Below are 23,122 nucleotides of genomic sequence, written 5' to 3'. Positions count from 1 at the left end.
CGTTTAGCTACAGTATTCCTTTAGGATCTCACAGATTTCTTGGACCGAATGATCGACCGACTCGTTGATGATTTCATGCCGGTAGTGGTCACTGAATTTCATTTCGCGGGCGGCCGTCTTCAGCCGGGCGACGATCTTTGTTTCGTCTTCGGTTCCGCGCGACCGAAGCCGTCGTTCCAGCTCATTCATGTCGCCGGGATGAATGAAAAAGCTGACCGGATCCCACCGGGAATCCTGGAAAACGGCCAACGCGCCCTGGACGTCAATTTCTAAAATTACCCAGCGACCGTGTTTTAGGCCAGTCGTTACTTCCGAGCGAAGCGTTCCGTAGTAGTGTCCCAGGCCGAAGACTTCCTTCCATTCCAGGAAATCGCCGGCGTCGATTCGACGGCGAAATTCGTCGCGATCCAAGAAGTGATAGTCGACCCCGTTCACTTCGCCCGGACGCGGTGGTCGGGTGGTCGCCGAGACGCTCATCGCCAGCGGCAGGTCGCATTCCCGCAGTAATCGACGGAGAACGGTCGATTTGCCGGCACCGCTGGGGCCCGAGATGACCACCAAGCGAGCCACGGGATCGATCGGGTTTCCAGGCGGTCGTTGTTGCCGCTTGCCCGATTCGATCGATTGGCGTTCGCCGTGGCACATGATTTCAGTCTGCGTCATTCGAGATTTTGAACCATTTCTCGCATTCGTTCCAAAGCACACTTCACCTCAACCACTTGAGCGGACACGTCCGCATTGGACGCCTTGCTGCCGATCGTGTTGGTTTCCCGCACCATTTCCTGAATGACGAAATCCAGACGGCGTCCTGCCGGTGAATGGTTGGGTGAATCCGGGCCGGCGGTCGACGATGAAGTGGATGGACCGTTTTGCCCGAGTGAATCACCGCCCAACACCTGCCCAAACAACTTTAGGTGGCTTTCCAGTCGGGTGATTTCTTCGCTGATGTCGACGCGGTCCGCATAGATCTGGATCTCGCGTAGCAAATCGATTGAATCGATTTTTAGGTCATACGCATCGATGGCCGAACGTACCTTCGATTCCAAACGATCCCGGTATCGCTGAACCGTGTCGGGGACAAAGCCTTTGATGGTTTCGACGTGTCCGGCGATCCGGCCGAGGTCGGACGTCAGGCTGGCCGCCATTTCGGCTCCCTCACGTTGGCGCATCTGGTCCAACGCGTCGACCGCGTGCCGAAGTGTGGTGTTGACCAGGTCGCGAAGTGTTTGATCGACTCGGTCGGTCGCGCCATCGGATACCAGGACGCCGGGCAACTGCATCAATCCCACCCAGTCGATGTCTTGGTCCACACCGCAATGGGTTTGCGCGTCTTTGATTTGTCGAAAGTACGACGACACGACGTCGGTGTTGACCTTCACTGCGGTCGACGTTTCTTTGGGACGCCACGTCAAATTGACGGTGAAGGACCCACGGTGGACCCACTTGCGAACGGTTGTTTCGACCGTTGCGGCCAAATCCGCCAACGAATCGGGGGTTCGCACACTGACTTTGATGCCGCGATTGTTGACCGAACGGATTTCGACGGTCACCGTCCCACAGTCGGCCGAGCATTGGGCGCGCCCTTGCCCGGTCATGCTGCGGATTCCGGCGCCGGATGTGCCCGGGGCGTTAGCGGTGGGGGCGAGACCGTCGGACTGGGCTGTCGTCATCAATCGCAATTGCCGTCGTGGGCCAATCGGGCGGGTGGAAGCTTATTCGGCGGACGTGGATTCGTCCGTCTCGGTCGGTTCGTCGCCGTCTTGGGATCCCGCGTCGTCACCGTTCGTCGCATCGTCGGAGACGGCTTCGTCGTCCGCCGCGGTCTCGGTGTTTGATTCCGTCGCCTGATCATCGGTATCGGCATCGGCATCGGCCGCTGCGTCACCGCCGTCGGCGGGCGTCAGTTGCACATTCTCGTTGGCCGAACCGCTGGCATCGTCGCCGACCGACAGGCCACCGAGTCCCAGCGAATCGCCGGTGGGGATGTTCAATCCGTCGGTCGTTTCGTCGGCATCATCGCCCGGTCCACTGGAAACCGCTGGTGTGTTGTCTGCGACCGGCAACGTGTGGGTGCCCAGCAACCACATCGTGAACGCGCAAGTGAAAGCCCAGACGGCGGCCACCACGACGGTGATCACGGTGAACGTGTCGCCCGCTTTGCTGCCGAACGCACTTTGACCGCCCGGTCCACCCAGGGCACCGGTCAATCCGCCGCCGCGGCCACGCTGGATCAGGACCAGAAGGATCAAGAACAGTGAAAGGAAAGCCATCAGGGTGCCCAGCACGACGCCGGCGAAGCTTCCAAGGATCATCAGGTTCATGGGTTCAATCCGTTTAATTTCTGATTGCGGGCAAGGCGTCGACAGCCCGGAGGGGCGACCGGCGACGCGATTGATGCAGGGGGGCGGCCCGTTTACCGACGCAGCGTTGGGCAAACGTTGCAAGCCGGCCCGGTCAATGTTGGTTGGGGGTCAGGAAGCGTTGATGATCGCCACAAAATCGTCGACCTTCAGGCTAGCTCCGCCGACCAAGGCACCGTCGATGTTCGGCTGGGCCAGCAATTCGGCGGCGTTGCCCGGTTTGACGCTTCCGCCGTACTGGATGCGAATTTGTTCGGCGACTTCGCCACCGAATTGTTTGGTCAACAATCCGCGAATGAAGACGTGGACTTCTTCGGCCTGTTCCTTGCTGGCCGTCTTGCCCGTGCCGATGGCCCAGACCGGTTCGTAGGCGATGACGATTCCCGCGGCGCGGGCTTCGTCCAGTCCGGCCAACGAGCCTTCGATCTGTTTGGCAATGACGTCTTCGGTTGTTCTCGATTCACGTTGTTCCAAGGTTTCACCGACGCAGACGATCGGGATCAGATTGCCCGCCAACGCGGCATGCAGCTTGGTGGAAACATCCTTGTCGGTTTCGCCCATCAATTGGCGACGTTCGCTGTGGCCCAGAATGCAGTAGCGGCAACCGATGTCGGTCAACATCGCCGCGTTGACTTCGCCGGTGAAAGCGCCGTCGGATTCCGGATACAGGTTTTGGGCGCCGAGGCCGACCGAGGATCCGGCGACGACGTCGGCGACGGGAGCCAAGTAGACCGACGGAGGGCAAACCGCCACGTCCACCGCCGGCGTGTTGCCGACAGCGTCGACGATGCCTTTGGCAAGTGCGGCGGCCGATTCGGCCCGCATGTTCATTTTCCAGTTGCCAGCGATCAGGGTGCGGCGAGTCATGCCAGGGCCTCCGGGAGCGGTGAAATGGTCTTTTGAAACAGTTCGGCCAGCTGTCGCATTTGCTTGGCCAGCTCTTGGTATTGGTCGGGTAGCAGTGCTTGAGGACCGTCGCTTTTGGCTTCTTCGGGACAGTCGTGCACTTCAACGTGGACGCCATCGGCGCCGGCCGCGATGCCGGCCAAGGCACACGGCGGGATCAGGTCTGGTCGTCCGGTCGCGTGCGACGGGTCGACGATGATGGGCAAGTGCGTCAGGGCTTTGACCGCGGGGACGGCCGCCACGTCGAACAAGTTTCGGGTGATCGTATCGAAGCCTTTGATGCCGCGTTCGCAAAGCACGACGTTCGGGTTGCCCTGCGACAATACGTATTCGGCGCTCATCAACAGGTCTTTGATCGTCGCGCTCATGCCGCGTTTCAACAGCACCGGACGCGACGTCTTGCCGACCTCGGTCAACAGCACAAAGTTCTGCATGTTGCGGGCACCGACCTGCAGCATGTCGGCGTACTTGGCGACCAATTCGACGTTGCGTGGATCGGTCACCTCGGTGACGATCGGCATGCCGTATTCGTCCCCGACTTCGCGAAGGATCTTCAGTCCGTCTTCGCCCAAACCCTGGAATGCGTAGGGGCTGGTGCGGGGCTTGTAGGCACCGCCGCGAAACAGGTTCGCTCCGGCGTCACGGACGGATTTGGCGATGCGGTGCATCCGGTCGGCGTCTTCGACGCTGCACGGGCCGGCGATCATTCCCAAATGGCCGCCACCGATTTGGACGCCCGACACGTTGACGACGCTGGGTTCGGGGTGGGCTTCCAGGGAAGCCAACTTGTATGGCGGCAACACCGGGACGACTTCGCTGACGCCCGGGATCGATCGCAATCGTTCTTCGCTAAGCTTGGATTCGTCGCCGATGATGCCGACGATCGTGCGGTACGTTCCGCGGCTCAGGTGGGCTTTCAGGCCGAGCGATTCCACCTTTTCGATCACATGGTCGACCTGATCGTCGGTGGCTTTGCTTTGTAAAATCAGGATCACGTTTGGACAGACCGGCTAGGGTTGATACGGGGGCGGCAAAACAATCCGCGGCGTCAGGCTAGTCGCGTGGTTGCCGGCGTCGACCGCTCGGGACTTAGGAAAGGCCGAAAATCCTTGGCAAAACGGAAAGTCTGGCAATGTAGCAACCGGATATCCGAATCGTCGAGGCCAGTGACACATTGCCGGTGGTGTCGTTTTGGGCCGGCGGCAGTGACGCCGAGCCGGGCCGCCGGGTCACGCGGCCACAGCCAGCCGTTACAATCCGCTGCGGCCGATGCAGGTCGGCCGCCCCGGTCATGCCCCCGCAGCTTGGTCAGGCCCTTTTGTGTGGTTCGGTCGGATCCTACGGCACGTGTCCCCGAACACGTCCCCCCGAACACGTGCCCCCGAATTCGAGCAAGTCTCAACTAAACGCTCGCCTCTTGCCGCCTAGTGGAACCGGACCAGTGGAATTCGTGACGATCCAATGGTGCACGCCGCTTTACCAAGAAGCGTTGGACCTGCGCCACGAAGTCCTCCGCAAGCCGCTGGGGATCAGCTTTTCCCCGGAGGATTTGGATGCCGAGCATTCCGATCGGCATTTCGGCGTGACCGTCGACGGCACCCTGGTTGCCACCTTGTCGGCCCGCCCATTGGACGGCGGCGAGGTCAAGTTCCGTCAGATGGCGGTCGCCCCGGAGCATCAGAACAAGGGCGTCGGCGCGTTCTTGATGCGAAATGCCGAGGGGCTGTTGGAGGATTCAGGTGTGAGCTCGTTCCGGCTTCACGCCCGTGATGACGCAACGGGCTTTTATCAAAAGCTGGGCTATCAGAACGTCGATGCCCCGTTCGTCGAAGTCGGCATCCCGCACCAAGCGATGCAGAAACACGCCGGAACTTAGCCGCCGACCCGAGCTGGCCCGAACGCTCATCGACTAGGATGCGTCTTCGTCGACCGGAGGTCGCATCTGGTCCGCGATGTCGGCGTCGATCAGCTGCACATCGTCGGTTTCCGGGTTGATCAGGATCCCATAGTCGTCGGGCAGATAATCCATCAGCAATTCGCCGCCCACGGTGAAGCCCTGGACTTCTTCGATATCCTCAAAGACGTCGGCTTGCGCGTTGACGAATTGTTCGGCGTGACTTTCGCTGCTGAAGACGACCAAGACATCCTGGTCCTCCAGTTCCGCGGTCAGCGCGCCGATCTCCTCGGAATCCTCCGGTTCATCCGGATCTTCCACGCTGATCAAAATGAATTCGGTGCCAGACAGGATCGATTGGATCCGTTGGACATCGCTGTCAGCGATCGCCGCGACGAAATCGGCGTAGGCATCGTCGGATAGTGGTGCAACCATAAATGCCAGATTAGGCTGACGCCGGGAACCGATCAATCAGGGCGAAATGAACATTCATCGCCGTCGACACGGCTGCTTGCTTAGTCGCCCATGAACATTTCACCCAGGCCGCCCAGCACGGTGCCTTCGCCTTTGCTGCTGCCGCTTCCGGCACGAGGGATCGCCGATGCGACGCGTCCGGCCAGACGCGAAAACGGCAACGATTGCAGCCACACCGGGCCCGGTCCGACCACGGTGGCCATGAACAGGCCTTCGCCGCCCAAAAACGCGTTTTTCAGTCCACCGACGAACTCGATGTCGTACTGGACGGTCGGGCCGATCGCCATCAAGCAACCGGTATCCAGCCGCAGTTTTTCTCCGGCCGCCAGTTCGCGATACATCATGGTCCCACCGGCATGCACGATTGCGATGCCGTCGCCCCGCAACCGTTGCATGATGAACCCTTCGCCGCCGAACAGCCCGGCACCGATCTTTTTCTGGAACGCGATGTCGATTTGGATCCCTCGGGCCCCGCACAGAAACGCGTCCTTTTGGCAAATCAGTTCGCCGCCCAATTGGTCCAGGTGCATCGGAATCATGCGACCGGGGTAGGGGGCGCCGAACGCGACCACCGCTCGCCCGCGGCCATGGTTGGTAAAGGTGGTCATGAACAGCGATTCGCCGGTCAGCACTCGTTTGCCGGCGGACATGGCCTTGGCCCAGAAACCGCCGCCTTGCTGGCCGGGGTCACCAAAGACGGTTTCCATCGTGATGCCGTCGGACATGAACATCAACGCGCCGGCTTCGGCGATCGTTTGTTCGCCCGGGTCCAACGTGATTTCTACGTACTGCGTTTCGTGACCAAAGATCTCGTAATCAATCGCGACCGCGTTTCGCGACCCGTTGGCTTGGCCGCCACGCATCGTTGCTTCGGCCGATCCGATCTCGACCGAGCCTGCGCGGAATTCGTCATCGCCGTCGGTCGTCGAATTGGACATCGGGCCGGCGACGACCGCCGGGACGGGCTCGGTTCCGCCGCCCGAACCCGGACTCTGGACCTGAAAGGTTGCACCGCAAGAACGACACTTGACCGTTCGGCCGATAAAGGATTCGTCGACTTGGTATCGGTTGCCGCATTGGGGACAGTTGCAATTCATGGTCACTTCAAGGGGGCAAAGGAGGTAGGATGGGTGGTCGATCGTGTCGGCTGAAACGACTGTGCCAAGCCAACCAAGGCGGATCCGCCATCCGGTTGGGGCGCGCCGAAGTTAGTTTTTAGTGTCGGTCGTGACGGACATATGCGGCAAGATCATTGCCGCCGCGACAGCAAAACTTCACGCTCCCCCCGCGGAAACCCGTTTCGGGCACTCGGATGATTCGATGGTGTTGTCCGTTTTGTCACATCGTGTCGACGTCTCGGCGTTCCGTTCGAATCATGATGGGGCGCGTTCGTCCCGGGCGGCTCGGCCGGATCGATTTCGACTTCCTTGCCTGACTCGATGGTCGGTTTGGTTGTCAAACCGCTCGATTCCAAAGACTCCGCTGGACGTCCCCGTCCGATCTCATTTCGTCGTCCCTTCCCTCCTGACACAGGTGCATCGCCCGTGACACGCCTTCGTCCCACCCGACGTGATTTCCTGAAAGCTTCCGCCGCGACCACTGCGGTGACGACCCCTTACTTCTATTCGCAACCGCGGACGTTGGCCGATGAAACGGCATCGGCCAACAGTCGGATTCCGATCGGCGTGATCGGCAGCGGCGGGATGGCGGGGGGCAACATGAAAGCCGCCAAAGACTGGCTGGACGTCGTCGCGATTTGTGACGCCGACAGCGATCGTGCCGCAAAGTTCAACGAAAGTCACAGCGGTGGAAAAGCTAAGGTTTACACCGATTATCACGACATCCTGGCCGACGACAGCATCCCGCTGATTCACGTGGCCACACCGGACCACTGGCACACCAAGCCGCTGATCGAAGCCATGTTGGCCGGCAAAGACGTCTACTGCGAAAAACCGCTGACGTTGACCATCGACGAAGGCAAACAGATTCGCAAAGTCCAGAAGGAAACCGGACGCATCGTCCAGGTCGGCACACAGCAGCGCAGCACGTTCAACCTGTTCGTCAAAGCAATGGCGATCGTCGCCGAAGGCCGATTGGGCAAAATCAAACGTCTGGAGTGCGGCATCGGCGGGGCACCGTCCAGCCCGTCGATTCCCGTTGCCGATGTGCCCGCCAATTTGGATTGGGATCGCTGGTTGGGACCCGCACCGGAAACCGACTATCGGTTCCTGTCCACCGGCAAGGGGCGTCCGAACACGAACTGCCATTACGAGTTTCGGTGGTGGTACCAGTACAGCGGCGGCAAGTTGACCGATTGGGGTGCCCACCACGTCGACATCGCCAATTGGGCATTGAAGCTGAACGGCCAGACCGCCGGACCGACCGGCATCAGCGGGTCGGCCGATCACCCGGTCGAATTTGCCGATGGCGTTCCCCAACAGGACGACCGATACAACACGGCGACCAAATTCGAGTTCACTGTCAGCTATCCCGATGGGGCGGAAATGGTGATCCGCAGCAATTCCCGCAACGGGGTCCTGATCGAAGGCGAAAAAGGACGCATCTTCGTCAGCCGCCGCAATTTGGACGGAGCTCCCGTCGATGCGCTCAAGGAAAACCCGCTGGCAGACGACACGATCGCCAAGGTTTACAAGAACCTGCCGATGGAGCGCAATGAACGCCAAGCCCACTGGGCGAACTTCCTTCATTGTCATCGCGAAGGCTTGGAACCGATCAGCGACGTCCACAGCCACATGCAGATGCTGAATATTTGTCACTTGGCGGGGATTTCGGCCCGCTTGGGACGTGACCTGAAATGGGACGATTCGGCCGAGCAGATCGTCGGTGACGACGAAGCCAATGCGATGCTGGCCCGACCGTACCGGGAAGGCTACGAAATCCAAATGGGCTGATCCGCCAACGTCCGCTCGGACGAATTCACCGGTCCGGTCATCGCGCCGGCCGGTTTTCATCCCGGGCGGCGGCTGCAGATAGCTACCTCTCACATCGGTTCGTTGCTGGTATCATCACCTGCGACGAACCGTCCGCCCCGAAAAACGGTCCGGTGATTGACGCCGGAACCGACGGCCAATCGTTCGCTCTCTTTCATCCCCAACGCCTCCAGACCCAGCTTCGAATATGTCCGAACCGCAATATCGCGATGCGACGTTGGCGCTGCACGCCGGTCAACAGCCCGACCCCGCCACCAACAGCCGCGCGGTGCCGATCTATGCGACGACCAGTTACACGTTCAATGACACCGAACACGCTGCGGCGTTGTTCGGATTGACCGAGTTCGGAAACATCTACAGCCGGTTGATGAACCCAACCGTCGACGTTTTGGAAAAGCGTCTGGCGGCTTTGGACGGTGGCGTCACGGGCCTGTGTTTTGCCAGCGGCCAAGCGGCGATCACGGCTGCGATTTTGACGATCGCCCACAGCGGTCAAAACATCGTCAGCAGCACGTCGCTGTATGGCGGCACCTGGACGTTGTTCACGCAAACGCTGAAGAACCTGGGCGTCGAAGTCCGTTTCTTTGATCCGAGCAAACCGGAAACCATTCACGGCCTGGTCGATGAAAACACGCGACTGGTCTACATGGAATCGCTGGGCAACCCGAAGAACGACGTCCCCGATTTCAAAGCCATCGCCGATGCGGCCCACACCGCACCGCACGGCGCGATTCCGGTCATCTGTGACAACACCGTAATGACCCCGATGTTGCTCAAGCCGATTCAGCACGGCATCGACATCGTCGTCTACAGCACGACCAAGTTCATCGGCGGCCATGGCACCAGCATCGGCGGTGCGATCGTCGACAGCGGAAACTTCAAATGGGCCGACCAGCCCGACAAATGGCCGGAATTCTGCGGCCCGTCCCCGTCATACCACGGTGCGGTTTTCGAAGAACACCTGCGTCCGATGGGCAACATCGCCTACAACTTGCACATTCGCACCCACTGGTTGCGAGACACCGGTGCGGCGATGAACCCGTTCGCGGCTTTCTTGTTCCTGCAAGGTCTGGAAACACTGCACCTGCGAATGCCACGGCACTGCGAAAACGCTTTGGCCGTTGCCAAGTTCCTGGAATCTCACGACGGGGTTGATTGGGTCAATTACCCGGGACTGGAATCCAGCCCCCACCACGCCAACGCTCAAAAGTATTTGCCCGATGGCCAAGGCGCGATCCTGGGCTTCGGCATCAAGGGCGGATTGGAAGCGGGCAAGAAGTTCATCAATGCGTGCAAGCTGTGTTCGCACTTGGCCAATATCGGCGATGCGAAAACGCTGGTCATTCACCCCGCCAGCACGACCCACCAACAGCTGTCCGAAAGCGAACAGTCCAGCGCGGGCGTGACGCCGGAGTACGTTCGCGTCAGCGTGGGGATCGAGGATGCCCAGGACATCATCGACGACTTGAAGCAAGCTTTGGCCGTCGCGACGGCTTGATCGATGACGTTTTTCGTCGGATGATCCTTCGCCGGACGTGTGGCAACGACCGCCCGTCCGGTGACCACCGTCCGATTGAATTCCCATAGCGTTTCAAGCCCATGCAATTTCAAAGCACCGATGATCTCCGCAGCGACGGCCCGCTGCGGTACGCCCAATCGGTCGACTTTGATCAACCATTGTCGCTGGAGCTCGGTGGTTCGCTGCCGCACGTCCGCTGTGCCTATGAAACGTGGGGCACGCTGAACAAGGACGCTTCCAATGCGATTCTAGTCTGTCACGCGATCAGCGGTGATTCGCACGCGGCGCGGCATGACGATGACGACGCGCCGGGGTGGTGGGACGCCCTGATCGGTCCGGGAAAGCCGATCGATACCGATCGTTTCTTTGTCGTCTGTCCCAACGTTCTGGGCGGCTGCCGCGGGACGACCGGTCCGGGGGATCTGGATCCCGCCACCAAACGCCCCTATGGCGCCGACTTTCCTCGCATCACCATCGGGGACATGGTGGCGGTGCAGCGACGCTTGGCCGATCATTTGGGGATCAACCGATGGAAAGCCGTGGTGGGCGGATCGCTGGGCGGCCACCAAGTGCTGACCTGGGTGACACGGTACCCCGATTCGGCCGACACCTGCATTGCGATTGCCACGTCGCCGCGATTGACGTCCCAGGCGTTGGGGTTCGACGTGGTCGGACGCAATGCGATCCAGTCGGATCCTTCCTTCGCCGACGGCCAATACTACGATCGCCCCAGTCGTCCCGATACGGGGTTGGCAATCGCACGGATGTTGGGCCACATCACGTATTTGTCCAGCCAAGCGATGGACGCCAAGTTTGATCCGGATCGCCATGACCCGCGTCAGATTGCATCGGATTTTGAGCAGCGTTTCAGCGTCGGATCCTACCTGGCGCACCAAGGCCAAAAGTTTGTCACCCGGTTTGACGCCAACAGTTACATCACGCTGACCATGGCGATGGATCTGTTTGATTTGGGCGACACAAGATTGAAGCTGATGGAGCGGTTTGACGATTCGGATTGCAATTATTTGATCGTCAGTTTCAGCAGTGATTGGTTGTTCACGCCACAACAGTCACGGGACATCGTCAATGCGTTGACGGCGCTGGATCACGAGGTCACCTACGCCGAAATTACCACCGACGCCGGGCACGATGCGTTTTTGATCGAATCGGATATCGACCAATACGGTCCGTTGGTGCGTGCGAAGCTTGGCGACATCGACACCAGTCGTCCGCCGCTTAAACCGGCCGACGAAGCCATCTTGGAATTGATTCCCGATGACGCTTCGGTGTTGGATTTGGGTTGTGGCAGCGGGCGATTGTTGTCCGCGCTGGCGACCCGCGGTCGCCGACGATTGATGGGAGTGGAAGTCGCCCAGGCAAAGATCTTGGCGGCGGCCGCGCGTGGTTTGGACGTGATCGATTACGACCTGAACAAAGGTTTGCCCGCGTTCATCGACAACCAGTTCGACTTCGTCGTGTTGAATTCGACGCTGCAAGCGGTGGAAAACGTCGAATCGCTGTTCGGCGAAATGATGCGTGTCGGGCGTCACGCTGTGTTAAGTTTTCCAAACTTTGCGTTTCGTGATCTGCGTGACCATTACGTTCGCCAAGGGCGTTCGCCAAAATCGCAGGGCGAATTCAACCACGACTGGTTCAATACGCCCAATCGACGATTCCCCAGCATCGCGGACGTGCTGGAATTTTGTCAGCGTCGCGGCGTAACGGTGAACGACGCGGTTTATTTGGACACCACACGCGGAACCAAAGTCAGCGACGACGACGACCCGAATTTGAACGCCGACGTCGCCGTGATACTTTTAAGCGCTGTCTGATCCAGCCGATGGCGTCTACTGGGATGGAACCTCCACACAGCGACTGATTCTCCACAGCTGATTCAAGGGAATGCGAAACCGATGAAATCTGACTCGCTAGCCACTCGCAGTTTCGTCGGATTTTTGGTGACGCAGTTCTTTGGTGCGTTCAACGACAACCTGTTCAAACAGTTACTGCTGCTGTTGGCGGTGCCTTCGGCGGCGGCGATCGCGGCCGGTCAAGCGAAAGGCCCCGATCTGCAGGGAATCGCCACGGTGGTCTTTGGTTTGCCGTTTGTCTTTGCCGGTGGTTTGGCCGGGTTTTGGGCCGACAAATTCAACAAACGCACCATCATCGTCGGCAGCAAAATGGCCGAAATCGTTGTCATGGCGTTGGGCATGATCGCGTTTTGGGCAGTCCCCTATGTCGGCTTTTACGGATTGTGGGCGGTCTTGTTTTTGATGGGCCTGCAAAGCACGTTTTTCGGTCCAGGAAAGTACGGCATCTTGCCGGAGATGTTGGAGAAACGTCAGTTGCCCCGCGCCAACGGTCTGGTTTTGATGACCACGTTCGTTGCAATCATCATCGGAACCGCTGCGGCGGGGCCGCTGAAAGACGCTTTGGTGGATCCTGATATCCCCGGCGTTCGCGCGGCCCAAAAGTTGTGGATCGGATCGTTTGTCTGCATCGGCATCGCAATCTTGGGAACGATTTCCAGTTTGTTCATCGCGCGAGTCCCGGTCGCCGATCCGGATCTGAAACTGAAGGCCGAGTATTTGACGGTCCCCAAACCGATGCGGCGATTGTTGGTCGAAGACAAGCCGCTGTTGTGGGCACTGCTTGCGTCATGTGTGTTTTGGTTGATTGCGGGGCTGACCATTCAAGCGGTCAATTCGTTGGGCAAAACACAACTGGGACTGTCCGATACAAACACCAGTTTGATGGTGTCACTGATCAGTGTTGGTATCGCCATTGGTGGTGTGGTGGCCGGATGGCTGACACGGAAGACGTCGGCGCGAACGGTGCTGCACATCGGATGTTGGGGTGTGGTCTTGTTCTGTGTGTTGTTGGCGATCACGGTTCCGGGCCGAGGGCATTTGCTGGGGTTTCCCGGCAGCATTCCCGCCCTGATGTTGCTGGGGGCTTCGGCGGCATTCTTTGCGATTCCCATCCAAGTCTTTCTTCAATCGCGTCCGCCCGATGAGCTGAAGGGACGCATGATTGCGGTGATGAACCAGGCGAACTTCATCGCCATTGTCGGCTCGGGCATCCTGTACCAGATCATGGACTTGGTGATCAGCCAGGCTGCTTGGCCACGCAGTAGTGTGTTCGCAGCGATGGCGGTCTTGTTCGTTCCGGTGGCGATCGTTTACCGACTGGACGACAGCGATGACGCCGTGCCAAGCGGACCCGACGGGATCCCAGAAACGGCGGTTTAGCCCATCCAGCGGCGCCGGGCGGTTAACATCAAGTGGCACGCCTGCTTTCAGTGAACCACTGGAGAAACCCGCCATGCCCGCGCCCGCCCTGTTTGATGATCCACGCGTGGATCACGTGACGAATCCCGTTCAAATTTTCACCGGCGGGCGTCTTTGGCTGACGATCCTTGTCGGTGTGTCATCGTTGGTGGTGACTTGGGCAACGGTTCTGCACGGGTGCACGACCGCGGTGATCAGCGGCCGTGCGACGCCGGACGGGCGTCCGCTGTTGTGGAAGAATCGAGACACGACCTCCAGCGTTCACAACGAAGTCGTCGTCATCGAAGATGGGCCGTTGCGTGCAATCGGCGTGATCAACGCCGGTCAAGATACGTCGGTCTGGATGGGAATGAACGAGGCGGGTTTCTGTATCGAAAACTCGCTCAGTTTGGATCTCCGCGACGATGACGATCAACGACAGGGGCTGGGCAACGGGGCGTTGATGAAAAAGGCACTGCGAACCTGCCGCAATGTGGACGATTTTCGGCGTTTGTTGGATCAGTCCAATGCGACCGGGCGCAGCACCGCGGCGAATTTCGGCGTCATCGATGCCTCCGGTGGTGCTTCGGTTTTTGAAACCGGCCCGAATCAGTTTCAGGAATTCGACATCAATGATCCCGCCGTGGCGCCGGACGGTTTTCTTGTGCGGACCAACTTTGCCACCACGGCAAAGGCCTTGCCCGCCGATCCCGACGCGGATTCGCTGACCGATGTTTACTCCGGTGTAAGGTATTGTCGTGCCGATGACCTGTTGTCAAAAGCAACGGATTCCGGCGGCACGATTGATTTGCGGTTTGTCTTACGTCATTTGGCCCGCGATATGGCGGACACCAATGGCGTTGGTTTTTCCGGAACGGTCAACGGACAAGTGGGGCCGCTGCCTCCGGTGATTCTGATCGACAAGACGATCAGCCGGCGTACCACGGTCTCGGCGGTGGTGTTCCATGGGGTTCAGAAAGACGAACCCAGTGAATCGACCACCATGTGGACCATTTTGGGGGATCCCAAGTACTCGATCGCTGTACCGGTGGAGATGCGTTGTCGCGCGATCGCCGATCCACTGGAAGGTTCACGTGGCGGTGAGATCGGAGAGATCGCTTTGACGCTTCGCGATTGGACGCTGACCAAAGACCGGCATTCGATTCGTACCGACGCGTTGCCCGGGATTTGGGCCGATCTGTGGCCCACCGAAGATCAGCTGATTCGACAAAACTTGGAACACCGTGACCGAATGCTTGATTCGCCTGAATCAGCCTTCGAAGCGTCCCAGTCTCAACACGAACGATTGGCCTCCAAAGCCTACGCGGCGATGCGACAGGAATTGGTGCAAGCCAAACAGGCGGCCTTGCAACACGCTGCGACGCCTGACGAATCGGAATCGCTGGTGCCGCAATCGCGTCCGTCCACCGGATCGGATGATGTGATTCACGTCGCGATCTATGACCACGCCGAAAGCATTCATCGACGTACCAAAACGTTGTCGTCTGTTTTGACCAGCGATCACGGTTTCCGATGCGATCGGGTCAGTCCGGGCGACATCCGCAACGGCGTGTTGTCAGACTATGACGTACTGGTGATGCCGGGCGGATCGGCCAGCGGCCAGTCCAAAAAACTGCAAGACCAGGGGCGCGAACAGATCCGTCATTTTGTTGATGCCGGCGGCGGTTATCTGGGGATCTGCGCCGGTGCCTATCTGGCCACGGCGCACTACGACTGGTCGTTGGGGCTGATCGATGCGCGGGTTTGGGATCGTGTCCACTGGGCGCGAGGCAACGGGCCGGTGACCGTGTCGATCAGCGAAATTGGCCAGCAATGTCTGGGCATTTCGGATCCGCGTGTGGATGTTGACTATGCCCAGGGACCCTTGCTGGTTCCCGGTCGTTATGACCATCTGCCGGACTACAACGTCATTGCCAAGTTTCAAACAACCGTGGCGCAAAAGGGGGCACACGAAGACGCCATGGCGGGCACACACGCGGTGATCCACGGCGAATTTGGTGACGGCCAGGTCGTCTGCATCAGTCCGCACCCGGAATTTCCAGGTGGTCCCAACCAAATGGTTCGTGCCGCGGTTCGTTTGGTCGCGGGGGATGCCGCGGACGACGACTAAGATCGGGAATGCACGTTGACGTGTGCGGTGAATCGTCACGCCGGTCGGACCGCCGTGTGGCGTTGTCACCGCGTGGTTGCGTGCATCACGCGGCTTAAGATCGCTGCCAACGTTCCAGCACGTCCGGCAACGGGTATTGCGTCACGTCGCGATCGCCCGCCCAAGTGTTGATTTCATGCAAGCGTCGATAGCCTGCGGTAACGCGTTGGGTGCGTTCTTCGCAGAACATCGGGTCGAGTTGCCGCCGATCCATTGGGCCGGCTAATTCGACCACCGGGAATCGATCATCGGCGATGAACTGTGCCAAGACGGGATTGCATCGAAGGTGTCGTTCAGGCGTCGTGTGAAGAACCTCGGGATCGATTTCGCCGATCACGTATCGAAGGTAAAGGTCGCTATCGACGATGGACGTGACGTCTTCGCCACACACTTCGCATCGATAACCTTCGTCGCACTTTGCCATCGGTTCTTATTCAACGTGATTGTTTCGAACTTGCCGGAATGGGGTCGGCGTGATTGCATCGCAAATGCGGTTGTTTTTTTCGTCAACACCACCGAAACCGGCGCCTATGCCATCACGACCATCGGGCGGCAACGTGATCGAGTGAGGGAAGTCACTCAATCTGAGGCATTCGCACCGTGATGGGGCGAATCACAAGCGGATATGTCGGGTGTACATCGCCAGTTGACGATAGACGGAAACAATCCCCGGCCGAGATTGGAACGACCGCCGCGCTGAAACGCACAAGGCCAACGAACGCAACGCAAAGTGTACCATCGACGAAGGAGCGGTCGCCGTTGGCACCCATTTTCGCAAACCAATTTCTGCATCCAGGTCTGCTTTGAAAACCTAGATCCCCGCACGAAGGTAGGTCGATGACGAAGCCGCGAACCGACATTTGGTATGACCATCCTGCCGATCAGGTTGCCCAGCGTTTGGAGACCGATATCCGTGAAGGTTTGGGGCTTCTGGAAGTCGGACGTCGGCAAAGTCGTTTCGGCCCCAACCAACTGACGCAGAAGGCGGCCGATGGCTGGCCCGTGATTCTGCTGCGACAGTTCCAACAGCCTCTCGTGTACATCTTGTTGGGTGCCGTCGTGCTGACGCTGGTCATGCGCGAATGGGCCGATGCCGCGGTGATCTTGGCCGTTGTACTGGTCAATGCTTCGATTGGTTTTGTCCAAGAAGCCAAAGCGTTAAAAGCCATCGACGCTCTCAGCCAGTCGCTGCAGACCATGGCCAACGTGATTCGTGGTGGCGAACCCACGACCGTCGATGCCAGTGAATTGGTTCCCGGTGATGTGGTTCAGTTGCAATCCGGTGACCGTGTCCCCGCTGATTTGCGTCTGGTGGAAACCAAAGACCTACAGATCGATGAATCCGCTTTGACCGGCGAATCCGTTCCGGTCGAAAAACAGATCTCGGCTTTACCGGTCGGAACCGTTTTGGCCGAACGGACCAACGTCGCCTATTCCACGACATTGGTGACCTATGGGACGGCAACGGGCATCGTGGTTGCGACCGGTGACCGAACCGAGATAGGACACATCAATGAATTGATCGCTTCGGCCGATGTGTTGGAGACTCCACTGGTCCGCCGGATCAACGAACTGAGTCATCTATTGCTGAAGGTGATCTTGTTTTTGGCGGTGTTGGTTGCCGTCGCGGGCGTGATCCGTGGTGCCAAACCTGTGGACGTCCTGTTGTCAGCGGTGGCGTTGGCGGTCGGTGCAATTCCCGAAGGCTTGCCCGCGGTGGTGACCGCGACTTTGGCGCTGGGCGTCGCACGTCTGGCCAGCCGACGAGCGATCGTTCGCAAGTTGCCCGCGGTCGAAACACTGGGCAGCACTTCGGTGATCTGTTCGGACAAGACAGGAACACTGACACAAAACCAAATGACGGTTCGCAATCTGTGGGCCGATGACCAGCTTTTCAAAGCGACCGGTTCTGGCTACTCGCCCGAGGGGCGGTTGATTCCAGTTGCGGAAGTCGACGCAGACACCGGCGAACCCGGTTCGCTGGAACTGGATGATCAGCCCGTCTTGGCGGAATTGATGCGCGCCGGCCTGTTGTGCAACGACGCACGATTGAATCAAGACGACGATGGGCACTGGCAGGTCGAAGGGGATCCGACAGAAGCCGCTTTACTGGTATCCGCCGCAAAAGGCGGACTGGATCGTCAACTGCAACAACAGAACCGTCCGCGCTTGGATGTCGTGCCATTCGAATCCCAGCACCAGTACATGGCCACGCTTCACCGGGCGGACGACGAAACCATCGTCTATCTGAAGGGATCGGTCGAACGGGTCTTGGCCCGATGCGATACGACCTACAGCGACCGACCCGTCGACGCTGAATCCATCGAACGACAAGTCGATACCTTGGCATCCAAAGGCCAACGTGTCCTGGCTTTTGCGATCAAACGTTTTCCGGCGGATACACGATCGCTGGGCCATGATGATTTGACCGATGGGATGCAGTGGCTGGGCCTGCAAGGCATGATCGATCCGCCCCGTCCCGAAGCCATCAAAGCCGTGGCGGCGTGCCAGCAAGCTGGGATTCGCGTCAAGATGATCACCGGTGACCACGTGGGCACCGCCAAAGCGATCGCCGGGCAACTGGGCTTGAAGGGAAAGCGAAACGACGGGGAATTGGTCGGACTGACCGGTGCGGAACTGGAGGGCATGCGTGATCATGACTTGATCGCCACCGTGGAAGACGTCTGTGTGTTTGCGAGAGTTTCACCGGCGCAAAAACTGCGGTTGGTCGAGGCCCTTCAATCGCTGGGGCATGTCACCGCCATGACCGGTGACGGCGTCAATGATGCGCCCGCACTTCGCCAAGCCAACATCGGCGTCGCGATGGGGATCACCGGCACCGAGGTCACCAAAGAATCCGCCGACATGATTCTGACCGATGACAATTTTGCATCCATCGAAGCGGCGGTGGAGGAAGGTCGTGGAATCTATGACAACTTGATCAAGTTCATCGCTTGGACGCTGCCGACGAATCTCGGCGAAGCCGGAATCATCTTGGTCGCGACGTTGTTGGGATTGCAGTTGCCCATCACACCGCTACAGATTCTGTGGATCAACATGTCGACCGCGGTCTTGTTGGGGGCCACCCTGGCGTTTGAACCTAAGGAAGCGGACGTCATGACCCGGCCACCAAGACGCCAAGACGAAGGCATTTTGACGGGGCCGCTGATTTGGCGAACCATGTGGGTCGGTGGTGTATTGGTCCTGGCCACCTATTTCGTCTTTGCATTCAAGAAATCGTTGGGCGTCGATATGGATGCGGCGCGGACCGCCGCGGTGAATGTCATCGTCATGGGCCAAGCGTTTTATTTGCTGAACTGCCGATCCCTTCATCATTCGATCTTTCGTATCGGGCCGTTCCGAAACCCGCTGTTGTGGGCCGGCATTCTTGCAATGATCGGACTGCAACTGGCGTTCACGTACTTGCCGTTCATGAACCAAGTGTTCGAATCCGCACCGACGACATGGCGTCCCTGGGCGCTGGCCGTCGCGGCCGGACTGTTGCTGCACGTGCTTGCCGAACTGGACAAGTTGCGTCAGCGATATGCAGCGACCAAATCGTCCGGATCGAACGCATGAATTTCGAAACCGGCGTGCGAAGGCAATCGAAAGTGGACAAGACGAAGCGGCGCTCTGTCACGGTGTGACCCGATTCCGCCGGGGCAGGGCGATCAGGCGACGAAGAATCCGTTAGCATCTTTGAAGCGTTGATTGGGTCCCCGACTTATTGGGAACCGAATCGTGTCGGACTTCTTTCCGTTTCAGCCAGCGGCGCCGTGCCATGTTGTTTCGTATTCGTACCGTATGGACGGGGCCTTTCGTGTTGGTCTTCCTGTCGCTGGTCTTGGGAACATTTGCTTGTGCGGCGGAGGGGGAGACGCGTCCGAACATTGTCGTGATTTTGGCGGACGACATGGGGTATGGCGATCTCGGATGCCAAGGCAGCGAAACACTTCGGACGCCAAACTTGGATCGGCTGGCCGAATCGGGCGTTCTGTGCACGCAGGCCTATGTTGCCAGTGCAGTGTGTTCACCATCGCGGGCCGGATTGCTGACCGGCCGTGATCCAAGACGATTCGGTTACGAAGGCAATTTGAACGCTTCGCCGTCCAACTATGCCACGCGCATCGAATTGTTGGGCTTACCCAGCAGTGAACACACGCTGGGCGATCATTTGCGAAATGCCGGCTATGCGACCGCCATCATTGGGAAATGGCATTTGGGTATCGGCCCCATGCATCATCCCAATCGCCGTGGTTTTGATCACTTTTGTGGCATGCTGGGAGGCAGTCATCACTATTTCCCTGCCACGATGAAACATTCCATCGAACGCAATGGCACACGTGTCCAAGATTTTTCGAGCGACTACTTAACCGACTTTTTCACGGATGAAGGGCTGCGTTTCATTCGCCAACAACGTACCGAATCGCCGCAGCAGCCTTGGTTCGTCTTCTTTTCCTACAACGCGCCGCACACTCCCATGCACGCCACCGACGCGGACTTGGAAGTCTTCGCAGCGATCAAGGACAAAAAACGCCGAACTTATGCGGCGATGATGTATGCGTTAGACCGTGGAGTCGGACGTATCTGCGACGAATTGAAACATTCGGGCCAATGGGATCAAACCATGATCATGTTCCTATCGGACAACGGTGGTGCGACCAACAACGGCAGTTGGAATGGTCCGTTGCGAGGTGTGAAAGGATGCCTACGCGAAGGCGGGATTCGTGTGCCCATGATCTGCACATGGCCGGCAAAGATTCCGGCTGGCCAAGTTCACGACGGTGTGGTCAGTTCACTTGACCTTTTGCCCACATTCATGGCGGCGGCGGGTGCGGAGTGCTTGCCGCTTTCCGATCCGTTGTCCCACGAAGACAAATCGAATCGAAAACGAATGGTTCGTCTGTCGGGAACGCACGATGGCGTGAATCTGCTGCCACGATTGATGCGAAAAGATATCAACGACACGCGTCGGTTGTATTGGCGACTACAGGGACAAGCGGCGATTCTGGATGGGAAAGACAAGCTGGTTCGGTTGTCCCACCGACCGGCTGAGATGTTCGATGTTTCGTCGGACGTTTCCGAAACGTATGAACTTTCACAAGATCAACCCGAACGGTTTCGTCAGCTGATGAGTGAGCTTGGCCGATGGGAATCCAGTTTGCCCACGGTTCCGCTGTGGGGATCTTCGCCGTATTGGTCGGGGGATTCCGCCAAGCACTATGATGGTTGGGCGCCGCGACCGGAGCCACCGACTGAACCGTGAGCTTCACGAATGTCGGTGCCGTTGTTCGTTACAGGCTTTCGAGCGTGTGAACACGCATGAATGATGTGCTGGTTGGTCGGCACTCGTTTTTACAGGGTCAGGATTGTTCGATGAGATTGAATTCACAGCCGTGTCTAGGATGGATCTGTTTGGGATGTCTGGTCATTGCTTCGTCGGTGATCGCGCGAGCCGAAGATCCCGAACCGGTCGATTTGGTTGTCTACGGCGGCACCTCCGGCGGGATTGCCGCGGCGGTCCAGGCCCAGCGTATGGGAAAGTCCGTCATCGTGATTGAACCCGGTCGACGCGTCGGTGGATTGACGACCGGTGGGCTGGGGCAAACCGACATCGGCAACAAGGCAGCGATTGGTGGAATCGCACGCGAGTTCTATGAAGACATCGCAGCGCATTACCAAGAACCCTCGGCATGGAAATGGCAGCAGCGCGATGAGTATCGCAGTGGCGGTCAATCGAAGACCGCGGCGGGAGAGTCTGCAATGTGGACCTTCGAACCCGGTGTGGCCTTGTCGGTTTATCAAAGCTGGATCGATCGCGACAAAATTCGCATCGACTATGGACGGCGTTTGGATCGGTCGTTCGTGATCACGACGCGCAGCCTGCCGGCCCAGATCATCGCGATTCGCATGGAATCGGGCGAAACCTATCGGGCCAAGATGTTCATCGATGCAACCTATGAAGGCGATCTGATGGCGGCCGCCGGTGTCAGTTACACGGTCGGTCGTGAATCCAATGATCAGTACGGAGAAACCCTGAACGGTGTGCAAACCGCGATGGCACGCCATCACCAATTGCGTCCAGGGATCGACCCTTATGTGGTTCCCGGAAACCCCGACAGTGGTCTGTTGCCACACATCGATCCCCAGGGACCGGGAACGGAAGGAGGTGCGGATCATCGCGTGCAAGCTTATTGCTTTCGGATGTGTTTGACCGATCACCCGGAAAATCGAATCCCCTTTCACAAGCCGGAAGGCTATCAACCGCAGTGGTACGAGTTGCTGCTGCGTAACTTTGAGGCGGGCGAAGACGGCGTGCCTTGGATCAATTCACCGATGCCAAATCGAAAGACGGACACCAACAACCGATTGGGGTTTTCCACCGACTTCATTGGTCAAAACGATGACTATCCCGAAGCCAACTACCAGCAGCGCGAAAAGATCATCGCGCAACATCGTCTGTATCAGCAGGGATTGATGTGGACGCTTGCCAACCATCCACGGGTGCCCGAACACGTTCGTCGTGAAGTGTCGCGTTGGGGGATGTGCAAAGATGAATTCCAGGAAGGTAAGGGTTGGCAGGACCAGTTGTATATTCGCGAAGCCCGCCGGTTGGTGGGCCACTACGTCATGACACAGAAAAACTGCCAAGGCCGGCAAGTGGAGGATCCCGTGGGGTTGGCCGCCTACACGATGGATTCACACAACCAACAGCGGTACGTCGATTCCCAGGGACACGTGCGAAACGAAGGAGACGTTCAGGTGGGCGGTTTTCCGCCTTATGGAATCAGCTATCGGTCATTGGTGCCCAAGCCCGATGAGGTTTCCAACCTGTTGGTGCCAGTTTGTTTGTCCGCGTCGCACATTGCCTTTGGTTCGATTCGAATGGAACCGGTCTTCATGGTCTTGGGACAGTCGGCCGCGACGGCGGCATGTCAGGCCATCGATGACGGTGTGGCAGTCCAAAACGTCGACTATTCACGTTTGGCCAAGCGACTGGTTCAGGACAACCAAGTCTTGGTCCATGTCGGTGCCAAACCAAGGCCGGGGATTGATGCCCAAACGTTGTCGGGGACCGTCGTGGATAACCGGCGGGCCGAGACCAAAGGAAGCTGGGTGTCCAGTTCGTCATCGTCGGGCCGAGTCGGTGATGACTATCTGCACGACAACGCATCCGCCAATGACGACTGCGTGGCCATTTATCGTGCCGACCTGGGGCAAGCCGGCCGGTATCGCGTGAATTTGTTGTGGCCCGTCCATCCCAATCGGGCCAGCAACGTGTCGGTGACCGTCTTGGATGTCGACGGCAAGCGGCACACGCAACGCATCAACCAACGCGATGCGAAATCCGGCGGCAAAGTGTCGTTGGGTGACTTTGAGTTTGGCGTGCGGGGAACCGTTGAGATTCGAAACGCCGACGCCGATGGTTATGTGATCGCTGACGCGGTTCAGTGGGTGCCTGTCGAAACGGACCGCGTGCGGTAAACGGAATCGTACGGTCCGGCCTTGAGAACCAGAAAATAGTGCCTAGCGACCGTTGGGCGGCGACCTTCGTCAAAATCAGATCAAGACAGGCCCT

At 58.7% G+C, this 23,122-nt stretch carries 17 protein-coding genes and 1 pseudogene; 9 read left to right on the top strand and 9 right to left on the bottom strand.

What is annotated here, in order from left to right; translation table 11 throughout:
• Positions 1-3: 3 nt before the first annotated feature.
• The 5 genes from gmk to aroF form a co-directional block, all read right to left on the bottom strand.
• The gene (gene gmk, locus Mal65_RS23615; protein ID WP_196784403.1) at positions 4-663 is read right to left on the bottom strand and encodes a guanylate kinase; all 660 of its coding nucleotides are present in this window, start codon (positions 661-663) and stop codon (positions 4-6) included.
• Positions 660-1,595, bottom strand: a complete 936-nt coding sequence (locus Mal65_RS23610) for a YicC family protein (protein ID WP_165701492.1) — start codon at positions 1,593-1,595, stop codon at positions 660-662. Before Mal65_RS23610 ends, gmk begins: the two co-directional genes overlap by 4 nt.
• A 117-nt stretch (positions 1,596-1,712) precedes the next feature.
• The gene (gene secG / locus Mal65_RS23605; RefSeq protein ID WP_145303466.1) at positions 1,713-2,321 is read right to left on the bottom strand and encodes a preprotein translocase subunit SecG; all 609 of its coding nucleotides are present in this window, start codon (positions 2,319-2,321) and stop codon (positions 1,713-1,715) included.
• A gap of 150 nt (positions 2,322-2,471) precedes the next feature.
• Complete coding sequence (gene tpiA, locus Mal65_RS23600; RefSeq protein WP_145303463.1) at positions 2,472-3,227, bottom strand: triose-phosphate isomerase; 756 nt, start codon at positions 3,225-3,227, stop codon at positions 2,472-2,474.
• Positions 3,224-4,261 (bottom strand): 3-deoxy-7-phosphoheptulonate synthase, encoded by a 1,038-nt coding sequence (gene aroF / locus Mal65_RS23595; RefSeq protein WP_145303460.1) that lies wholly within the window; start codon positions 4,259-4,261, stop codon positions 3,224-3,226. Before aroF ends, tpiA begins: the two co-directional genes overlap by 4 nt.
• Positions 4,262-4,707: 446 nt before the next feature.
• Between aroF and Mal65_RS23590 the strand changes: the two genes are divergently transcribed.
• A complete protein-coding gene (locus Mal65_RS23590; protein WP_145303458.1) occupies positions 4,708-5,142 on the top strand; it encodes a GNAT family N-acetyltransferase in 435 nt (144 codons plus the stop codon).
• A gap of 33 nt (positions 5,143-5,175) precedes the next feature.
• Here the strand turns inward: Mal65_RS23590 and Mal65_RS23585 are convergent, their stop codons facing one another.
• From Mal65_RS23585 to Mal65_RS27350, 3 genes and pseudogenes are all read right to left on the bottom strand, one after another.
• On the bottom strand, positions 5,176-5,595 hold the full coding sequence (locus Mal65_RS23585; protein ID WP_145303456.1) for an SseB family protein: 420 nt from the start codon (positions 5,593-5,595) through the stop codon (positions 5,176-5,178).
• 80 nt (positions 5,596-5,675) lie between these two features.
• On the bottom strand, positions 5,676-6,497 hold the full coding sequence (locus Mal65_RS23580; protein ID WP_261343548.1) for a TIGR00266 family protein: 822 nt from the start codon (positions 6,495-6,497) through the stop codon (positions 5,676-5,678).
• 144 nt (positions 6,498-6,641) lie between these two features.
• A pseudogene (locus Mal65_RS27350) lies at positions 6,642-6,731 on the bottom strand (MJ0042-type zinc finger domain-containing protein); the annotation flags it as partial.
• Positions 6,732-7,178: 447 nt separating this feature from the next.
• Here Mal65_RS27350 and Mal65_RS23575 point away from each other — a divergent pair.
• The 5 genes from Mal65_RS23575 (at position 7,179) to Mal65_RS23555 (ending at position 15,504) form a co-directional block, all read left to right on the top strand.
• Positions 7,179-8,546, top strand: coding sequence for a Gfo/Idh/MocA family protein (locus Mal65_RS23575; protein ID WP_231131231.1), 1,368 nt, complete (start codon positions 7,179-7,181; stop codon positions 8,544-8,546).
• Between the two features lie 226 nt (positions 8,547-8,772).
• Positions 8,773-10,083 (top strand): O-acetylhomoserine aminocarboxypropyltransferase/cysteine synthase family protein, encoded by a 1,311-nt coding sequence (locus Mal65_RS23570; RefSeq protein WP_145303450.1) that lies wholly within the window; start codon positions 8,773-8,775, stop codon positions 10,081-10,083.
• A 101-nt stretch (positions 10,084-10,184) separates the two neighbouring features.
• Positions 10,185-11,936 (top strand): homoserine O-acetyltransferase MetX, encoded by a 1,752-nt coding sequence (gene metX / locus Mal65_RS23565; protein ID WP_145303448.1) that lies wholly within the window; start codon positions 10,185-10,187, stop codon positions 11,934-11,936.
• A gap of 81 nt (positions 11,937-12,017) precedes the next feature.
• Entirely contained in the window at positions 12,018-13,355 is a 1,338-nt protein-coding gene (locus Mal65_RS23560; RefSeq protein ID WP_145303444.1) for an MFS transporter, read from the top strand.
• A 73-nt stretch (positions 13,356-13,428) separates the two neighbouring features.
• On the top strand, positions 13,429-15,504 hold the full coding sequence (locus tag Mal65_RS23555; protein WP_165701491.1) for a BPL-N domain-containing protein: 2,076 nt from the start codon (positions 13,429-13,431) through the stop codon (positions 15,502-15,504).
• 94 nt (positions 15,505-15,598) lie between these two features.
• Here Mal65_RS23555 and Mal65_RS23550 read toward each other — a convergent pair whose 3' ends face one another.
• A complete protein-coding gene (locus Mal65_RS23550; protein ID WP_145303439.1) occupies positions 15,599-15,967 on the bottom strand; it encodes a hypothetical protein in 369 nt (122 codons plus the stop codon).
• A 413-nt stretch (positions 15,968-16,380) separates the two neighbouring features.
• Between Mal65_RS23550 and Mal65_RS23545 the strand changes: the two genes are divergently transcribed.
• The 3 genes from Mal65_RS23545 (at position 16,381) to Mal65_RS23535 (ending at position 23,028) form a co-directional block, all read left to right on the top strand.
• Entirely contained in the window at positions 16,381-19,122 is a 2,742-nt protein-coding gene (locus tag Mal65_RS23545; RefSeq protein ID WP_145303436.1) for a cation-translocating P-type ATPase, read from the top strand.
• 202 nt (positions 19,123-19,324) lie between these two features.
• A complete protein-coding gene (locus Mal65_RS23540; protein ID WP_145303434.1) occupies positions 19,325-20,809 on the top strand; it encodes a sulfatase-like hydrolase/transferase in 1,485 nt (494 codons plus the stop codon).
• Between the two features lie 110 nt (positions 20,810-20,919).
• On the top strand, positions 20,920-23,028 hold the full coding sequence (locus Mal65_RS23535; RefSeq protein ID WP_145303431.1) for an FAD-dependent oxidoreductase: 2,109 nt from the start codon (positions 20,920-20,922) through the stop codon (positions 23,026-23,028).
• The last annotated feature ends 94 nt before the right edge of the window (positions 23,029-23,122 follow it).

The sequence above is a fragment of the Crateriforma conspicua genome, from assembly GCF_007752935.1.
GTDB lineage: Bacteria > Planctomycetota > Planctomycetia > Pirellulales > Pirellulaceae > Crateriforma > Crateriforma conspicua.
This window is presented reverse-complemented; position numbering and strand designations above follow the sequence as displayed.

What these genes read in the sequence shown, in the direction of transcription:
- gmk (WP_196784403.1), bottom strand. Translation starts at nt 663, where the DNA reads ATGACGCAGACTGAAATCATGTGCCACGGCGAACGCCAATCGATCGAA.
- Mal65_RS23610 (WP_165701492.1), bottom strand. Translation starts at nt 1,595, where the DNA reads ATGACCGGGCAAGGGCGCGCCCAATGCTCGGCCGACTGTGGGACGGTG.
- secG (WP_145303466.1), bottom strand. Translation starts at nt 2,321, where the DNA reads ATGAACCTGATGATCCTTGGAAGCTTCGCCGGCGTCGTGCTGGGCACC.
- tpiA (WP_145303463.1), bottom strand. Translation starts at nt 3,227, where the DNA reads ATGACTCGCCGCACCCTGATCGCTGGCAACTGGAAAATGAACATGCGG.
- Mal65_RS23585 (WP_145303456.1), bottom strand. Translation starts at nt 5,595, where the DNA reads ATGGTTGCACCACTATCCGACGATGCCTACGCCGATTTCGTCGCGGCG.
- Mal65_RS23580 (WP_261343548.1), bottom strand. Translation starts at nt 6,497, where the DNA reads ATGCGTGGCGGCCAAGCCAACGGGTCGCGAAACGCGGTCGCGATTGAT.
- Mal65_RS23570 (WP_145303450.1), top strand. Translation starts at nt 8,773, where the DNA reads ATGTCCGAACCGCAATATCGCGATGCGACGTTGGCGCTGCACGCCGGT.
- metX (WP_145303448.1), top strand. Translation starts at nt 10,185, where the DNA reads ATGCAATTTCAAAGCACCGATGATCTCCGCAGCGACGGCCCGCTGCGG.
- Mal65_RS23560 (WP_145303444.1), top strand. Translation starts at nt 12,018, where the DNA reads ATGAAATCTGACTCGCTAGCCACTCGCAGTTTCGTCGGATTTTTGGTG.
- Mal65_RS23555 (WP_165701491.1), top strand. Translation starts at nt 13,429, where the DNA reads ATGCCCGCGCCCGCCCTGTTTGATGATCCACGCGTGGATCACGTGACG.
- Mal65_RS23550 (WP_145303439.1), bottom strand. Translation starts at nt 15,967, where the DNA reads ATGGCAAAGTGCGACGAAGGTTATCGATGCGAAGTGTGTGGCGAAGAC.
- Mal65_RS23545 (WP_145303436.1), top strand. Translation starts at nt 16,381, where the DNA reads ATGACGAAGCCGCGAACCGACATTTGGTATGACCATCCTGCCGATCAG.
- Mal65_RS23540 (WP_145303434.1), top strand. Translation starts at nt 19,325, where the DNA reads ATGTTGTTTCGTATTCGTACCGTATGGACGGGGCCTTTCGTGTTGGTC.
- Mal65_RS23535 (WP_145303431.1), top strand. Translation starts at nt 20,920, where the DNA reads ATGAGATTGAATTCACAGCCGTGTCTAGGATGGATCTGTTTGGGATGT.